Origin of the sequence: Pseudomonas sp. 39004 (genome assembly GCF_028682155.1) — a bacterium.
GTDB lineage: Bacteria > Pseudomonadota > Gammaproteobacteria > Pseudomonadales > Pseudomonadaceae > Aquipseudomonas > Aquipseudomonas capeferrum.
This window is the reverse complement of the sequence record NZ_JANIAG010000018.1, coordinates 17,090-32,871: the sequence shown is the minus strand read 5'-3', so window position 1 is coordinate 32,871 and position 15,782 is coordinate 17,090. Positions and strand designations below refer to the sequence as shown.

The following is a 15,782-nucleotide window of genomic DNA, read 5'->3' as shown; positions in this document are numbered from 1 at the left end:
CCGCTGTAGGCCCGCCTGTGAAGCCCCTTGTAACAAACCTTTCTCGTTGAAAGGTTAGCGAAAGGTTGGCGACCTAGCATCGCACCACGGTCGCCCCACGCGCCGAAAAAAGCACCAGCAAGGTGCAACCAATAAGAACAATAAACGGAGCCATCTCGATGCTGTCATCGCAGCCGCAGGCGTTCGCGCCTACCCGTTCCTTTGCCACACGCCCCTCCGCCATCGCCAGCGCCGTTGCGCTTGCCGGTGTCGCACCGCTGAGCCAGGCCGCCTTTTTCGAAGACAGCACGGCGACCTTCGAAACCCGCAACATGTACTTCAACCGCGACTTTCGCGACGGCACCAGCGCGCAGCAATCCAAGCGCGACGAATGGGCCCAGGGCTTCATCCTCAACTTCGAGTCCGGCTACACCGACGGCACCGTGGGCTTTGGCCTGGATGCGCTGGGCATGCTCGGCATCAAGCTCGACTCCAGCCCCGACCGCACCGACACCGGCCTGCTGCCGACCCATGACGACGGCAAGGCTGCCGACGAGTACTCCAAGCTCGGCCTGACCGGCAAGATCAAGGTGTCCAAGACCGAACTGAAAGTCGGCACGCTGATCCCGGAACTGCCGACCCTGCAGCCCAACGACGGGCGCATTCTGCCGCAAACCTTCGAAGGCGGCCTGCTCACCTCGAAAGAGATCAGCCACCTGACCTTCACCGGTGGGCGCCTGGAAAAGGCCAAGGACCGCAACGACACCAACTGGGAAGACCTCGCGCTCAACAACAAGAACGGCCGCTTCGGTGGCACCTTCTCGGCCGACAACCTGGACCTTGCAGGCCTTGATTACCAGTTCACCGATCGCATCACTGGCAGCTACCACTTCGCCCAGCTCGACGACATCTACCGCCAGCACTTCCTGGGCATGGTCGCCACCCAGCCGTGGGGCCCAGGCACCTTCGGCGCCGACCTGCGCCTGGCGGTGAGTGATGACCAAGGCCAGGCCAAGGCCGGCAACATCGACAACACCACCGTCAACGGCATGCTCAGCTACGCCCTGGGCGGGCACAAGGTCAGCGCCGCCTACCAGCGCCTGTCCGGTGACAGCGCCTTCCCCTACATCGACGGCGCCGACCCGTACCTGGTCAACTTCGTGCAGATCAACGACTTCGCCGGGGCCGACGAGCATTCCTGGCAGATGCGCTATGACTACAACTTCGCCGCCCTGGGCATCCCCGGCCTGACCTTCATGACCCGTTACATTAGCGGCGACAACGTCAGCCGCGCCGATGGCAGCGAGGGCAAGGAGTGGGAGCGCAACACCGAGTTCAAGTACGTGGTACAAAGCGGCCCGTTGAAAAACGTCGCCGTGCGCTTGCGCAATGCCACCTTCCGCTCGAATTTTGCCCGCGACGCCGACGAAGTGCGGCTGCTGGTGAGCTACAGCGTGGCCCTGTGGTAACCCAATAACAACAACGCTCACGGAGATTGACGATGACCTTTTCACTGCGCCGCCTCGTCCTCGCTACCGGCTGCCTGCTGCTGGCCGGCAACGCCCTCGCCGCCGAACCGAAACGCCCCGAATGCATCGCCCCCGCCTCGCCGGGTGGTGGCTTCGACCTGACCTGCAAGCTGGTGCAAAGCGCGCTGGTGCAGGAGAAAATCCTCAGCAAGCCCATGCGCGTCACCTACATGCCCGGTGGTGTCGGGGCGGTGGCCTACAACGCCGTGGTGGCCCAGCGCCCAGGCGATGCCGGCACCTTGGTGGCCTGGTCGAGCGGCTCGCTACTCAACCTGGCCCAGGGTAAGTTCGGCCGCTTCGACGAGAACGCGGTGAAATGGCTGGCAGCGGTCGGCACCAGCTACGGGGCCATCGCCGTGAAAAGCGATTCGCCCTACAAGACCCTCGACGACCTGGTCGCCGCGTTGAAAAAAGACCCGGGCAAGGTGGTGATCGGTTCTGGCGGCACCGTCGGCAGCCAGGACTGGATGCAGACCGCACTGATCGCCAAGGCCGCCGGTATCAACCCGCGTGACCTGCGCTACGTGGCCCTGGAAGGCGGTGGCGAAATTGCCACCGCGCTGCTGGGCGGGCATATCCAGGTGGGCTCCACCGACATCTCCGACTCCATGCCGCACATCCAGAGCGGCAACATGCGCATCCTCGCAGTGTTCTCCGAGAACCGCCTGGACGAGCCGGAGATGAAAGACATCCCCACCGCCAAGGAGCAGGGCTACGACATCGTCTGGCCGGTTGTACGCGGCTTCTACCTCGGGCCGAAGGTGAGCGACGAAGACTACGCCTGGTGGAAAGCCTCGTTCGACAAGATGCTGGCCTCCGAAGACTTCGCCACGTTGCGTGACCAGCGCGAGCTGTTCCCGTTCGCCATGACCGGTGAAGAGCTGGACGGCTATGTGAAGAAGCAGGTGGCTGACTACAAGGCACTGGCCAAGGAATTCGGCCTGATCCAGTAAGCCCTAACGACCTGTCACCGCCCTTGTGGGAGCGGGCGTGCCCCGCGAAGCCAGCACCGCGATGCATGGCACCGGCTTTGCCGATGTTCGCGGGGCAAGCCCGCGCCCACGAGGGCCGCGCTGTTCAGAATAAAAACGAGGATTCCCCGATGATCCTGCAACGTCTCTTCGCCCTGGTCTTGCTGGCCGTCTGTGCCGCCCTGGCCGTGATGGCCTGGCCTTACCAGGCTGCGTTTTCCTACGAGCCAGTTGGCCCGCGCGCCTATCCGCTGTTGATGCTCGGCCTGATGGGCCTGGGCCTGCTGTACCTGGTGATCCGCCCCACGCCGATCGTGCGCAAGGACGACGAACCCGAACTGGACCGCGAAACCCTGATCAAGATCGCCGCCTGTGTCGGCCTGCTGGTCGTCTTCGCTGCCACCTTCGAAGCCCTGGGCTTCATCCTCAGCGCGATCCTGATCGGCCTGCCGATGGCCCGGCTGTATGGCGGGCGCTGGTTGCACAGCGCCATCGTGGTGGTCGGCATGAGCCTGTTCCTCTACTGGCTGTTCGACCGCGTCATGGATGTGCCCCTGCCCCTTGGCCTGCTGAGCGTACTGGAGAACTGACACATGGATACCTTGAGCTACCTGGGCCAGGGCTTTGGCGTCGCCCTGAGCCCGTACAACCTGGTCACCGCCCTCTGTGGCACCCTGATCGGCACCGTGGTCGGGCTGTTGCCGGGCCTGGGCCCGATCAACGGCGTGGCGCTGCTGATCCCCATCGCCTTTGCCCTGGGCCTGCCCCCTGAGTCGGCACTGATCCTGCTGGCCGCAGTTTATCTGGGCTGTGAATACGGCGGGCGCATCAGCTCGATCCTGCTGAACATCCCGGGCGAAGCTTCGACCGTGATGACCACCCTCGACGGCTACCCGATGGCCCGTCAGGGCCTGGCCGGCGTGGCGCTGTCGCTGTCTGCCTGGAGTTCGTTCATCGGCGCCTTCATCGCCACCTGCGGCATGGTGCTGTTCGCCCCGCTGTTGGCGAAATGGGCCATCGCCTTCGGCCCGGCGGAGTACTTCGTGCTGATGGTGTTCGCCATCGTCGCCCTGGGCGGCATGGCCGGCGACAAACCATTGAAAACCTTCATCGCCGCTCTGATCGGCCTGTTCCTGTCGGCAGTCGGCATCGATGCCAACAGCGGCGTGTACCGCTTCACCGGTGACAGCGTGCACCTGGCCGACGGCATCCAGTTCGTGGTGCTGGTGCTGGGGCTGTTCTCGGTCAGCGAAATCCTCCTGCTGCTGGAAAAGACCCACCATGGCCACCAGGCAGTCAAGGCCACCGGGCGCATGCTGTTCAACTTCAAGGAAGCCGCCTCGGTGTTCGTGGTCAACATCCGCTGCGGCCTGCTCGGCTTCATCATGGGCGTGCTGCCGGGCGCTGGTGCCACCCTGGCCAGTGCCGTGGCCTACATGACCGAGAAGCGTATCGCCGGCGAAAGCGGCACGTTCGGCAAGGGCGATGCCCGCGGCCTGGCCGCCCCGGAAACCGCGATCGGTGCGTCCTGCTGCGGCGCCCTGGTACCGATGCTGACCCTCGGTGTGCCAGGCTCGGGTACCACGGCGGTGATGATCGGTGCGCTGACCCTGTACAACATCACCCCTGGCCCATTGCTGTTCGAGCAGCAGCCCGACATCGTCTGGGGCCTGATCGCCTCGTTGTTCATCGCCAACATCATGCTGGTGATCCTCAACATCCCGATGATCCGCATCTTCACCCGCATCCTTGCGGTACCGAACTGGGCGCTGGTGCCGGTCATCGCGATCATCACCGCGATCGGCGTATACGCCGTGCATGCCACCACCTTCGACCTGTTCCTGATGGTCGGCATCGGCATCATGGGCTATATCCTGCGCAAGCTGGACTTCCCGCTGTCGCCGATCCTGCTCGGTTTCATCCTTGGCGGGCTGATGGAGCAGAACCTGCGCCGTGCGCTGTCGATCTCCAACGGTGAGCTGGGCATCCTCTGGTCGAGCCCGATCAGCCTGGGTGTTTGGGTATTGGTGGGCTGCATGCTCTGCCTGCCGCTGCTGCGTATCTGGCGCAAGCGCAGTCAGCAACGCCGGGCCATGGCTGATGCCTGATCGGTCGTTGCCGCTGTACTGGGCTACCGGGCTGGTCGGCCTTGCTGGCGGGTATCTCGCCAGCCGGGTCGGCTGGCCTTTGCCCTGGATGGTCGGCTCGTTGCTGGCGATCATCCTGGTGCGCTGCCTGACGCCCTGGCAGCTGTCGGAAATCCCCCATGGCCGCAAATGCGGGCAATGGATCATCGGCATCGGCATCGGCCTGCACTTCACCCCGGCGGTTATCGAGCAGGTGGCCAGCCACTTTGCGCTGATCTTCTTTGGCGCGCTGTTCACTACCCTGTCCAGCGTCATCAGCGTGTGGTTGCTGCGCCGCACCGGCGAGGACCGCGCGACCGCCTTCTTCGCCAGCATGCCGGGTGGGTCGGGGGAGATGGTCAACCTTGGGGCGCGCAACGGCGCAGTGCTCAGCCAGGTCGCCGCGGCGCAGAGCTTGCGGGTGCTGGCAGTGGTGCTGTGCGTGCCGGCGCTGTTCAAGCTGCTGCTGGGTGACGGGGTGGCGCTGAACCACGCAGGCAGCGTCAGCTGGGGCTGGCTGGCCTTGATCGCACCGCTGGGCGTTGCCGTGGCGCTGCTCTGGCAACACCTGCGCCAGCCCAACCCCTGGCTGTTCGGCCCCTTGCTGGTGGCAGCCACCGTGAGCCTTGCCGGCAACCTGCAGATCGCCCTGCCCGAGGGTGCCAGCCAAGTCGGCCAGTGGTTGATCGGCAGCGGGCTGGCATGTCACTTCAACCGTGCGTTCTTCCGCCGGGCACCGTCGTTCCTGGGGCGTACCCTGGTGGCCACGGCCTTGTGCATGCTGATCGCCGCCAGTGCCGCCTGGGCACTGAGCGTGATGACCGCACTGGACCTGCGCTCGCTGACACTGGGGATGATGCCGGGCGGGATTGCCGAGATGAGCCTGACGGCCGAGACCCTGCAGTTGTCGGTGCCGCTGGTGACGGCGCTGCAGGTAATGCGCTTGCTGTTCGTGCTGTTTCTGGCAGAGCCGTTGTTCCGACTCTGGAATGGGCAAAGCTGAAATACGCATCACCTCGCAAGGGAGGTGATGCGGTCTGTCACAGCGGCGGCAAGGCCCAGTTGATCGGTGCCAAACCGCGCTGTTCAAGGAAGCCGTTGGCCCGGCTGAAATGCCCGCAGCCGAGGAACCCACGGTACGCCGACAACGGCGACGGATGCACCGACTTGAGCACCAGGTGCTTGGTGCCATCGATGAGCTTCTGCTTGCCCTGGGCATGCGCGCCCCACAGCAGGAACACCACGTTCGGGCACTGCTCGCTGACCACCTGTATGACGCGGTCGGTAAAGAACTCCCAGCCTTTCTTGGCATGCGAAGCCGCATTGGCACGCTCCACGGTCATGGTCGTGTTGAGCAGCAGCACGCCCTGCTCGGCCCAGCTCTGCAAATAGCCGTGGCTGGCGATCGGGATGTTCAGGTCGCGCTGCAGCTCCTTGTAGATATTGACCAGCGACGGCGGCGTGGCAATGCCGGGCTGCACCGAGAAGCACAGGCCATGGGCCTGCCCGGGGCCGTGATAAGGGTCCTGGCCGAGGATCACCACCTTGACCTGCGGCAGCGGCGTCGAATTGAGCGCATTGAAGATCAGCGGGCCCGGTGGGTAGATTTCCTTGCCGGCCGCGTGCTCCTGACGCAGGAAGTCACGCAGCTGATGCATGTAGGGCTGGTCGAATTCGTCGCGCAATGCGGCTTTCCAGCTGGGTTCGAGTTTGATGCGATCGTCGTCAGTCATGGGGCCATCCGTAAACAATGGCGCGACACTAGGTAAGCCACTCCCGCTTGTCAAACGATCCGACCGACGACCGGCATGATCGCCCACGCAGGCCATACTTGAGCCATGACCTGCGAGAGGTAGTCCATGTCCATTCATTGCGAGGTACTCACCGGTGCCGATGGCGCCGGCATCGGCATCGCCACCCTGGATGCACCCAAAGCGCTGAATGCGCTGAACCTGCGGATGATCGAAGTGCTCGGCGAACAACTGCACGCCTGGGCCCGCGACCCCGAAATCGTCTGCGTGCTGTTGCGCGGCAACGGCGCCAAGGCGTTCTGCGCAGGGGGCGATGTGCGTGCGCTGGCCCAGGCCTGCCGGGCACACCCGGGCAGCGTGCCGCCGTTGGCCGCCGCCTTCTTCGCCGCAGAATACCGCCTCGATTTCGCCCTGCACACGTACCCCAAACCCTTGCTGTGCTGGGGGCATGGGCATGTGCTGGGCGGGGGCATGGGCTTGTTGCAAGGCGCCAGCGTGCGCATCGTCACCCCCAGTAGCCGCCTGGCCATGCCAGAGATCAGCATTGGTTTGTACCCCGACGTCGGCGCCAGCTGGTTCCTGGCCCGCCTGCCAGGCAAGCTCGGGTTGTTCCTGGGGCTCACCGGCGCCCCGATCAACGCCCATGATGCCCTCGACCTGGGCCTGGCCGACCGGTTCCTGGGTGAGTACCAGCAAGAGGCGTTGATCGAAGAGTTGCTGCAACTGAACTGGCAGGAACAGACCGCCCTGCAATTGAACAGCCTGCTCAAGGCCGAGCAGCACCGCGCCTGCGTCGAGCTGCCTGAAGCGCAATGGCTGCCCCGCCGCGACGAGATCGATCGGTTGCTCGACGTTGCCGACCCTGCCGCCGCGTGGCGGGCACTGGAGGGCCTGAAATACCATGATGACCCGCTGCTGGCCGAAGCCGGCAAACGGCTGCACGAAGGGTGCCCGCTGACAGCGCACCTGGTCTGGGAACAGATACGCAGGGCGCGGCACCTGTCGCTGGCGCAGGTCTTCCAGATGGAATACAGCATGAGCCTGAACTGCTGCCGACACCCGGACTTCAGCGAAGGGGTGCGCGCACGCCTGCTGGACAAAGACAACCAGCCGCGCTGGCACTGGCCGGATGTGGCCCAGGTACCGGCGGCGGTGGTCGAGGCGCACTTTGCCAAGGTCTGGGAAGGGCGCCACCCGTTGGCGGATCTCGCTGATCAGGTATGACCGGGTCGTGGAAAGGGGCGCAAAGCGCCCCCCATTGCATCACCGCTGCCAGTTGCGGCCCTGCCCCCGGACGCCATCCGGCCTGCGGTCACGATCCCCACGCCCATTGGAGTGCCAGCGATCGTTCTGGTAACGCTGGCTGCCATCGCGATAGTTGTGACGATCGCGGTCGCGCCCATAGTCATAGCGCTGGCGATTGCCATAGTCATACCGCGGGTTACCGTGCCACTGGTTCATCCCTGGCTGGGGGTGTGGCCTGTATTGCGGCACCGGCGCCGGGCGGTAGTAGCGCGGTGCTGGCTGGTAGTAGTAGCGCGGTTGCGGCGCCACATAGTAGCGGTCGTGGCGGTAATACCCCGGCGACACGTAGCGGTCGCTGGTGTAGTAATCGGAACGGTAGTAGCCCCCGCCACCGTAGTAAGGGGCGCAGGCGGACGTCATCAGACCCAGCAGGGCGATCAACAGAATTCGATAGGACATGGCGGCCTCCTGGACCGCTGGAGTGCCCGCACAGCGGCGCTGGCGAGCATCGATGCGTAAGGCGTTCATCGATACTGAATAAGACCGCCAGACCCGGGTGCAGTGCCATTTTTGCAATAATTTGAAACAGCTCGAATAACCCTGAAAAACTTGCAGTCATTTGCCGGCCATCTCACTAGAATAAGCGCCTTGGCACACATCACGGGAAGATCATGCCTGTACGTTCCGCTCTGTTTTCGCAGCGTTCGCTGATCATTACCCTGCTGATGTTGCTGGCCAGCGGCTTTCTCGCCACCTCACTGCTCAGCTACTTCGCCTCGCGCAGCGCCATTCGCGATGGCATCGTCAATACCGAACTGCCACTGACGTCCGACACGGTCTATTCGGAAATCCAGAAAGACCTGATCCGCCCCGTGCTGATCGCCTCGATGATGGCCCAGGACACCTTCCTGCGGGACTGGGTGCTGTCCGGTGAGCAGGACACCCAGCGCATCACCCGCTACCTGGGCGAGATCATGGGCAAGCAGGACACCTTCACCTCGTTTTTCGTCTCAGAGCGCAGCCTCACCTACTACCAGGCCAAGGGTGTGCTCAAGCAGATCAAGCCAGGCAGCTGGCGCGATGCCTGGTATTTCCGCCTGCGCGACCTCAAGGCACCCTACGAGATCAACGTCGACCTGGACATGGCCAACCAGGACAGCCTGACGGTATTCATCAACTACCAGGTGCTGGATTACCAACAGCGCTTTATCGGCGCCGCCGGCGTAGGCCTGAGCGTGTCGTCGGTGGTCAAGCTGATCGACCAGTACCAGCGGCGCTACCAGCGCTCGGTGCTGTTCACCGACGCCAAGGGCAAGGTCCTGCTGACCGGCTCCGACGGTGGCCCGCATGGCCTGCGGGTCGGCCAGCCGCTAAGCGACAACCCCGAACTGAGCGACCTGCTGGCCCAGCAACCGGTACCCGGTGAAGGCAGCCACGAATACCGCGACAGCGACAACCACAGCCACTTCCTCAATGTGCGCCACCTTCCCGAGCTGGACTGGTACCTGCTGGTGGACAAGCGCGAGACCGGTGCTCTGGACCGCATCCGCCACTCGCTGTACCTGAACTTGGCGATCTGCGCGATGATCACCCTGGTGGTGCTGGCGCTGGTGCATGCCATGGTCAAGCGCCACCAGGCCAGCACCGAGGCGCTGGCCACCCTCGATAGCCTTACCGGCCTGCCCAACCGGCGCAGCTTCGACCTGCTGGCCGCCCAGGCCTTGCATGAAGCCCAGCGTGACAGCGGCCCACTGGTGGCACTGTTGATCGACCTTGACCACTTCAAGGCCCTCAACGATAACCACGGCCACCTGGCAGGCGACGAAGTGCTGCGCCAGTTCGCCAATGTGCTGCAGGGCAGCCTGCGCCAGTCGGATATACTGTGCCGGTGGGGCGGTGAGGAGTTCATCGTGCTGCTGCGTGAAGCACAAGGCCGGCAAGCCATCGAAGTGGCGGAGAAAATCCGTCGCCGCACCGAGCAACTGACCTTCAGCTATGACGACCAACCCTTGCGCCTGACCACCAGCATCGGCCTTAGCAGCCTGCAGCCGGGTGATACCTTGCATGCCCTGCTGACCCGCGCCGACCGCGCGCTCTATCGTGCCAAGCAGGCCGGCCGCAACCGCGTCTGCAGTGAGGCCCCCGGACCCAGCCATGAATGACAGCCAGCACTGCCCCGCCTGCGGCGCCCTCAACCAGTGCAGCCTCGCCGACCCTCGCAGCGCCACCCAGGCCTGTTGGTGCTACAGCGTGACCATCGACCCCGCCGTGCTCCAGGCCCTGCCCGCCGAATTACGGGACAAGGCCTGCCTGTGCCCACGCTGTGCAGCAGTCGAAACGCAACTGCAGGCAGCAGCGCCCGGCACAAAGCGCTAGACTGCGCGCCCGCTTCTTCTGCCCTGTTCGCCATGCGCCTCGACCGTTTCCTTGCCAACCTGCCCTGTTACAACCGCCAGCAAGTTCGCCTGCTGCTGGTGCAGCGCCGTGTGCGGGTCGATGGCATCGTCGCGGCCGACCCGTTGACCCCGGTGCGTGAGTTCAGCCGCGTCGAAGTGGATGAGCAAACGCTGCAGGCCGGGCGGCCGGCGCGCTACCTGATGCTCAACAAGCCAGCCGGGTACGTCAGTGCCACGCTCGACCCGCAGCACCGCACGGTGCTTGAGCTACTGCCCGCCGAGATGCGCGACGACCTGCACATTGCCGGGCGCCTGGACTTCAACACCACCGGCCTGCTGATCCTGACCAACGACGGCCAATGGTCACGGCGCCTGACCCAGCCAACCACCAAACTGCCCAAGCATTACCTGGTCGAGACCGAGGACGAGATTGGCCCGCATTATGCCGCCACGTTCCAGCAAGGCCTGTACTTTGCATTCGAAGACCTCACCACCCTGCCCGCCCAGCTCGACATCCTCGGCCCGCGCCGGGCCCGGCTGGCGATCGTCGAGGGGCGGTACCATCAGGTCAAACGCATGTTCGGCCATTTCGACAACAAGGTGGTGGGGTTGCACCGTGAGAGCATGGGCGCGATTCGCCTGGACCCAGGGCTGGCGCCAGGCGCCTACAGGGCGTTGACCGACGAGGAAGTTGCCGGCGTCTAGGCCTCAGCCTGGTCCAACACGACCGCCCAGCGGCTCAGGTCACATTTTTACCCGAACGGCACTTGCAGGATTCCCAGGCCACTGCTTGAATCCAAATCGTCAGTCTGCATGTGACTCGTGAGTCACGCCCGCAGCCGAAGACACTTTTTGCCGGCCACCCAAGGCCTAGATGCCTTGGGGCACGGCAAATTGCCCGCCAAAAACAATACCGTCGACACGTGTGCCAAGGATCGACACTGGGCCCCCCGTTACTCTTCAAGGCAAATGCCTACCTGTCATAAAGAACGTGCACCCTAGGTGACGCGAATACCCTTTTTGCGCCAGGAGTCGATGACATGAGGCCAGAAATCGCTGTACTTGATATCCAAGGTCAGTATCGGGTTTACACGGAGTTCCATCGCGCGGATGCAGCCGAGAAGACGATCATTTTGATCAACGGCTCGCTGGCCACTACGGCCTCGTTCGCCCAGACGGTGCGTAACCTGCACCCGCAATTCAACGTCGTGCTGTTCGACCAGCCGTACGCCGGCAAGTCCAAGCCGCACAACCGCCAGGAGCGGCTGATCACCAAAGAGGCCGAGGCGCATATCCTCCTTGAGCTGATCGAGCACTTCCAGGCCGACCACGTGATGTCGTTCTCGTGGGGCGGTGCAAGCACGCTGCTGGCGCTGGCGCACCAGCCACGGCGGGTGAAGAAGGCCGTGGTCAGTTCGTTCTCGCCGGTAATCAACGAGCCGATGCGCGACTACCTGGACCGTGGCTGCCAGTACTTGGCCGCCTGCGATCGCTACCAGGTCGGCAACCTGGTCAACGACACCATCGGCAAGCACCTGCCGTCACTGTTCAAGCGCTTCAACTACCGCCACGTCAGCAGCCTGGACAGCCACGAGTACGCGCAGATGCACTTTCACATCAACGAGGTGCTGCAACATGACCTGGAACGGGCATTGAGTGGGGCGCGCAACATCGACATCCCGGTGCTGTTCATCAACGGTGAACGTGACGAATACACCACGGCCGAAGATGCCCGCGAGTTTGGCCGCCATGTAGGCAAGAGCCACTTCAGTGTCATCCGCGATGCCGGGCACTTCCTCGACATGGAGACCAAGGCAGCCTGTGAAGACACCCGCAGCGTACTGCTCGGCTTCCTCAAGCCGACCGAGCGTGAGCCACGTCAACGCTACCAGCACGTACAGGGGCAGCATGCACTGGCCATCTGAGCGCATCGGCGCCCTGTAGTGATTACCCGCAGGCTATGGGTCGCCGACAAGCTTTTTTATAACTTGGGCTTCTAATTCGTGGAGGTTTCTGGTAAAAAGTCGAACGCAGACGCGGGTATAGTTTAGTGGCAAAACGAAAGCTTCCCAAGCTTTAGTTGAGGGTTCGATTCCCTCTACCCGCTCCACCACGCATTCCCGCATGACGTTCCAGCAACGTCATCGCTGTTTAAAGGAGCCTTGGCTCCTTTTTTCGTTTCTGGTCCCCGCCTTTCCATCTCCAAGCCCTTTCCTTGACCTGGCCCATGGCCACTTTGTTGCCGATCCGCTTGAATGCGCGACCGACGAATCCGCTTGCAAGCGAAACGGCTTGAAGCGCATATGCTTCAGGGATTCGTGAAACATTCAGAAAGGACCCCGCATGTTTCTGTCCCGCTGGCTACCTGGCCTCGCCAATCTGCTGCACTACCGCCGCGCGTGGTTCCACGCTGACCTGCAGGCCGGGTTGTCGGTTGCCGCCATCCAGATCCCCATCGCCATCGCCTACGCCCAGATCGTCGGCCTGCCACCGCAATATGGCCTGTATGCGTGCGTACTGCCCATGATGGTGTACGCCCTGATCGGTAGTTCGCGCCAGCTGATGGTCGGCCCGGACGCCGCCACTTGCGCAATGATCGCCGGCGCCGTGGCGCCCCTGGCACTGGGCGACCCACAGCGCATCGCCGAACTGTCGGTGATCGTCACCGTGCTGGTTGGCGTGATGCTGATCGCGGCGGGGCTGGCCCGAGCGGGCTTCATCGCCAGTTTCTTCTCGCGGCCGATCCTGATCGGCTACCTCAACGGCATCGGCCTGAGCCTGATTGCCGGGCAGTTGTCCAAGGTGGTGGGGTTCAAGATCGAGGGCGACGGGTTCATCCTCAGCCTGGTCAACTTCCTGCAGCGCCTGGGCGAGATTCACCTGCCCACCCTGGCCATCGGCCTGTGCGCGCTGGCCCTGCTTATCTGGCTGCCACAGCGCTACCCACGGCTGCCTGCGGCGCTGGTGGCGGTGGCACTGTTCACCGTACTGGTCGGCCTGTTCGGCCTGGACCGCTTGGGTGTCGCCATCCTCGGCCCGGTACCGGCCGGCATGCCGCAACTGGCCTGGCCGCAAAGCAACCTGGCAGAAATGAAGAGCCTGTTGCGCGATGCCTTGGGTATCGCCACCGTCAGTTTCTGCAGCGCGATGCTCACCGCCCGCAGCTTTGCTGCACGCCATGGCTATGCCATCAATGCCAACCATGAGTTCGTGGCGCTGGGCGTAAGCAACCTGGCGGCGGGGATGTCCCAAGGGTTTGCCATCAGTGGCGCCGATTCACGCACCGCAGTCAACGACATGGTCGGCGGCAAGAGCCAACTGGTGGGGATCATCGCCGCGCTGGTGATCGCCCTGATTTTGCTGTTCTTCACCGCCCCCATGGCCTGGATCCCCCAGGCGGCGCTGGGCGCCGTGCTGTTGATGGCAGGCTGGGGGCTGATCGACATCAAGTCGCTGAAGACCATAAGGCGCCTGAGCCGCTTCGAGTTCTGGCTGTGCCTGCTGACCACGGTTGGCGTACTGGGCCTGGGCGTGCTGCCGGGTATCGTATTTGCCGTGACCCTGGCGATCCTGCGCTTGCTGTACAGCATCTACCAACCCACCGACGCGGTGCTGGGCTGGCTGCCAGGCACCGAGGGCCAGGTCGACATCCGCAAGTTCAAGGACGCCCGCACCGTGCCGGGCCTGGTGGTGTACCGCTTCGACGACGCGATCCTGTTCTTCAACGCCGACTACTTCAAGATGCGCCTGCTGGAAGCCGTGCAGAGCCAGGCCCAGCCCAAGGCCGTGCTGTTCGATGCCGAAGCGGTGACCAGCATCGACGTCAGCGGCATCGCCGCACTGCGCGAGGTGCGCGACACCCTGGCCGCCCAAGGCATCTTCTTCGCCATCGCCCGCGCCCGTGGCACCTTCCTGCGCATGCTGGTGCGCTCAGGGATGGCCCGGGAGATGGAGGACAAACTGCTGTTCGGCTCGGTACGGGCCGGGATCCGCGCTTATCGGGTATGGCGCAACAGAATTCGCAACGACTCACCGGCGGAATAACAGGCCAGTACATAACCTATTGATTTAACAGTGTGGGAGCGGGCTCGCCCCGCGAACACCGGCGAAGCCGGTGCCAGGCACCCGCGGCCCCATTCGCGGGACAAGCCCGCTCCACAGAGTATGAAGCGCACTCACTGGCTTCGTTCTCTGCAAGCCCGGGCACTGGCCTCACCCGGCCTGCCAATCAGGCTGATCAGGCCACACGGCAATGACCCGCGCCATTGCAGGTAATCGTGCCCCGCCGGGTACTCCACCGCCTCCACCGCATACCCCTTGGCTCGCAACACATCACGCAGGTGGCGGTGAGTGTCGAGAATCGTCGGGCCTTCGAACAGCCCCGCTTGCAGGTAAAAGCGCAGCGGCCTGGGCGGTGCCTTGACGTACTCGCGGGTCAACCAGCCCGGCTCTTCACCGTCCTTGGCCCACCAGTACGACCCCGACAGGCTCAGCACGTTGCCGAACAGCTCGGGGTGCATCAGGCCCAGGTAGGAAGCGGCCAGGCCACCGTAGCTGGAACCTGCGATCACCGTACTGGCTGCAGATGCACTCAGGCCCTGCCGGCGCGCCCAGGGCATCAGCTCTTCGGCCATGAAGCGGGCGAACTGCGGGTTGGGCGGCAGCTCCTGCTGGCGGCTGAGGTCGCTAGGGTTGGCGATGATGATCGCTGCCGTCGGTGGCATCAGGCCATCGGCGATCAGGTTGTCGAGCAGCGTAGGCGTCGGCACTTGGCGGGTGTAGGCATGGGCATCGAACAGCACCAGCAAGGCCTGGCCTGCAGCGCCCGGGCGCCAGCCGGCGGGGCGGTACAGGTAGAGGTCGCGCTCGTTACCGAGCACAGCGCTGGCCAGGCGCTTGCGTTCGAGCGTGCCACGGGCGATGCCTGGCCGCGCTGCGACCCACGGCTGCGGTGGCGCATCCGCAAGCTCCAGGCGCGAACGCGACAACCAAGGGTCACCGCTGCTGTCGGCGAACGTGGCAGGGTTGAGCGGGTCGCGTCGCGTGGTGGCCAGTATCACCCGGCGATCATCCGACTGCGGCACGTCAGGCGCCATCTGGTAGCTGAGCCGGGCGCTGGCCGGGACCTCGAAGCTTGCATACCAGACATCGCTGCTGCCAAGGCGCTGCAGGGTTTCATGACGGCCCGACGGCGCGCCGAACATTCGCACATTGTGCTGGGCACCGCGCCACAGAAAGGTCACCAGGCGCTGCTGCGGCTGCCCCGGCAACGGCTCCACCAGCGGCGTGCCCTCGGCCTTTCGTGCGTGCCAGAAGGCCTCGGTATCGCCGCCCTGGGCAAGCTGCCTGGCCAGCTCGGCCAAGGCCGGGCTGGCCAGCTGCTGCGGGCTACGCTGCTGCTCGGCGAGCGCTAGCACCTGGTCCAGGCGCAAACTGTACTGCGCATCCGGGCGCCCGTGCAGCGGCTCTGCACGCAAACCGTAGCGCCCAGGGCCGTCGGCGACGAACAAGAATTCGCGTGGCTGGTCCTGGCCGTCGATCAGCAGGCGCAAGGGCCTGCCCTCGGAGTCAAGCAGGCGCAGGCTGACGTTGCCGTCGACCCGCCCGCGCACCAGGTCGCCCGCCTTGAGCGTAACGCCCCAAACCGTGCTGCCTGCCGGTAGCGCCTGGCCGTTGACGGCCTGGCCCGGCTGCAGCGTGGCGCCTGTTGCCGCCTGCGCCGTAGCGGCACAGGTCAAAGTCAGCAGCAAGGCGCAACTGATGCCAATGATCCGCTGCATACTCA

The 15,782-nt window shown here is 64.3% G+C and carries 14 protein-coding genes and 1 tRNA gene; 12 read left to right on the top strand and 3 right to left on the bottom strand.

Annotation, left to right across the window (positions count from 1 at the left end; all coding sequences use genetic code 11):
• Positions 1-158: 158 nt before the first annotated feature.
• The 5 genes from NP534_RS05330 (at position 159) to NP534_RS05310 (ending at position 5,608) form a co-directional block, all read left to right on the top strand.
• Entirely contained in the window at positions 159-1,448 is a 1,290-nt protein-coding gene (locus tag NP534_RS05330; protein ID WP_274098032.1) for an OprD family porin, read from the top strand.
• A gap of 32 nt (positions 1,449-1,480) precedes the next feature.
• A complete protein-coding gene (locus NP534_RS05325) occupies positions 1,481-2,461 on the top strand; it encodes a Bug family tripartite tricarboxylate transporter substrate binding protein (RefSeq protein ID WP_274098031.1) in 981 nt (326 codons plus the stop codon).
• 149 nt (positions 2,462-2,610) lie between these two features.
• Positions 2,611-3,069: a tripartite tricarboxylate transporter TctB family protein gene (locus tag NP534_RS05320; RefSeq protein WP_274098030.1), complete on the top strand. Its 459-nt coding sequence runs from the start codon at positions 2,611-2,613 to the stop codon at positions 3,067-3,069.
• Between the two features lie 3 nt (positions 3,070-3,072).
• Positions 3,073-4,587: a tripartite tricarboxylate transporter permease gene (locus NP534_RS05315; protein WP_047583618.1), complete on the top strand. Its 1,515-nt coding sequence runs from the start codon at positions 3,073-3,075 to the stop codon at positions 4,585-4,587.
• On the top strand, positions 4,580-5,608 hold the full coding sequence (locus NP534_RS05310) for an AbrB family transcriptional regulator (RefSeq protein ID WP_274098029.1): 1,029 nt from the start codon (positions 4,580-4,582) through the stop codon (positions 5,606-5,608). The genes NP534_RS05315 and NP534_RS05310 overlap by 8 nt, the downstream gene beginning before the upstream one ends.
• A 37-nt stretch (positions 5,609-5,645) precedes the next feature.
• Here the strand turns inward: NP534_RS05310 and ung are convergent, their stop codons facing one another.
• Positions 5,646-6,338, bottom strand: a complete 693-nt coding sequence (ung, locus tag NP534_RS05305) for a uracil-DNA glycosylase (protein WP_186663421.1) — start codon at positions 6,336-6,338, stop codon at positions 5,646-5,648.
• A 126-nt stretch (positions 6,339-6,464) separates the two neighbouring features.
• Here ung and NP534_RS05300 point away from each other — a divergent pair, with 126 nt between their 5' ends.
• Positions 6,465-7,580 (top strand): enoyl-CoA hydratase/isomerase family protein, encoded by a 1,116-nt coding sequence (locus NP534_RS05300; protein ID WP_274098028.1) that lies wholly within the window; start codon positions 6,465-6,467, stop codon positions 7,578-7,580.
• A gap of 39 nt (positions 7,581-7,619) precedes the next feature.
• On the opposite strand, the gene NP534_RS05295 is transcribed toward NP534_RS05300, so the two are convergent.
• The gene (locus NP534_RS05295) at positions 7,620-8,060 is read right to left on the bottom strand and encodes a hypothetical protein (protein ID WP_274098027.1); all 441 of its coding nucleotides are present in this window, start codon (positions 8,058-8,060) and stop codon (positions 7,620-7,622) included.
• Between the two features lie 212 nt (positions 8,061-8,272).
• Here NP534_RS05295 and NP534_RS05290 point away from each other — a divergent pair, with 212 nt between their 5' ends.
• The 6 genes from NP534_RS05290 (at position 8,273) to NP534_RS05265 (ending at position 14,041) form a co-directional block, all read left to right on the top strand.
• A complete protein-coding gene (locus NP534_RS05290) occupies positions 8,273-9,763 on the top strand; it encodes a sensor domain-containing diguanylate cyclase (protein ID WP_274098026.1) in 1,491 nt (496 codons plus the stop codon).
• The gene (locus NP534_RS05285; protein WP_033702730.1) at positions 9,756-9,977 is read left to right on the top strand and encodes a cysteine-rich CWC family protein; all 222 of its coding nucleotides are present in this window, start codon (positions 9,756-9,758) and stop codon (positions 9,975-9,977) included. The genes NP534_RS05290 and NP534_RS05285 overlap by 8 nt, the downstream gene beginning before the upstream one ends.
• Before the next feature lie 32 nt (positions 9,978-10,009).
• Entirely contained in the window at positions 10,010-10,702 is a 693-nt protein-coding gene (locus NP534_RS05280; protein WP_274098025.1) for a pseudouridine synthase, read from the top strand.
• A 335-nt stretch (positions 10,703-11,037) separates the two neighbouring features.
• Entirely contained in the window at positions 11,038-11,922 is an 885-nt protein-coding gene (locus NP534_RS05275; RefSeq protein WP_186656580.1) for an alpha/beta fold hydrolase, read from the top strand.
• Between the two features lie 111 nt (positions 11,923-12,033).
• Positions 12,034-12,107: transfer RNA gene (locus tag NP534_RS05270), tRNA-Gly, on the top strand.
• Between the two features lie 233 nt (positions 12,108-12,340).
• The gene (locus tag NP534_RS05265) at positions 12,341-14,041 is read left to right on the top strand and encodes a SulP family inorganic anion transporter (RefSeq protein ID WP_274098024.1); all 1,701 of its coding nucleotides are present in this window, start codon (positions 12,341-12,343) and stop codon (positions 14,039-14,041) included.
• Between the two features lie 131 nt (positions 14,042-14,172).
• Here the strand turns inward: NP534_RS05265 and NP534_RS05260 are convergent, their stop codons facing one another.
• Positions 14,173-15,777 (bottom strand): alpha/beta hydrolase, encoded by a 1,605-nt coding sequence (locus tag NP534_RS05260; protein WP_274098023.1) that lies wholly within the window; start codon positions 15,775-15,777, stop codon positions 14,173-14,175.
• Positions 15,778-15,782: the final 5 nt, after the last annotated feature.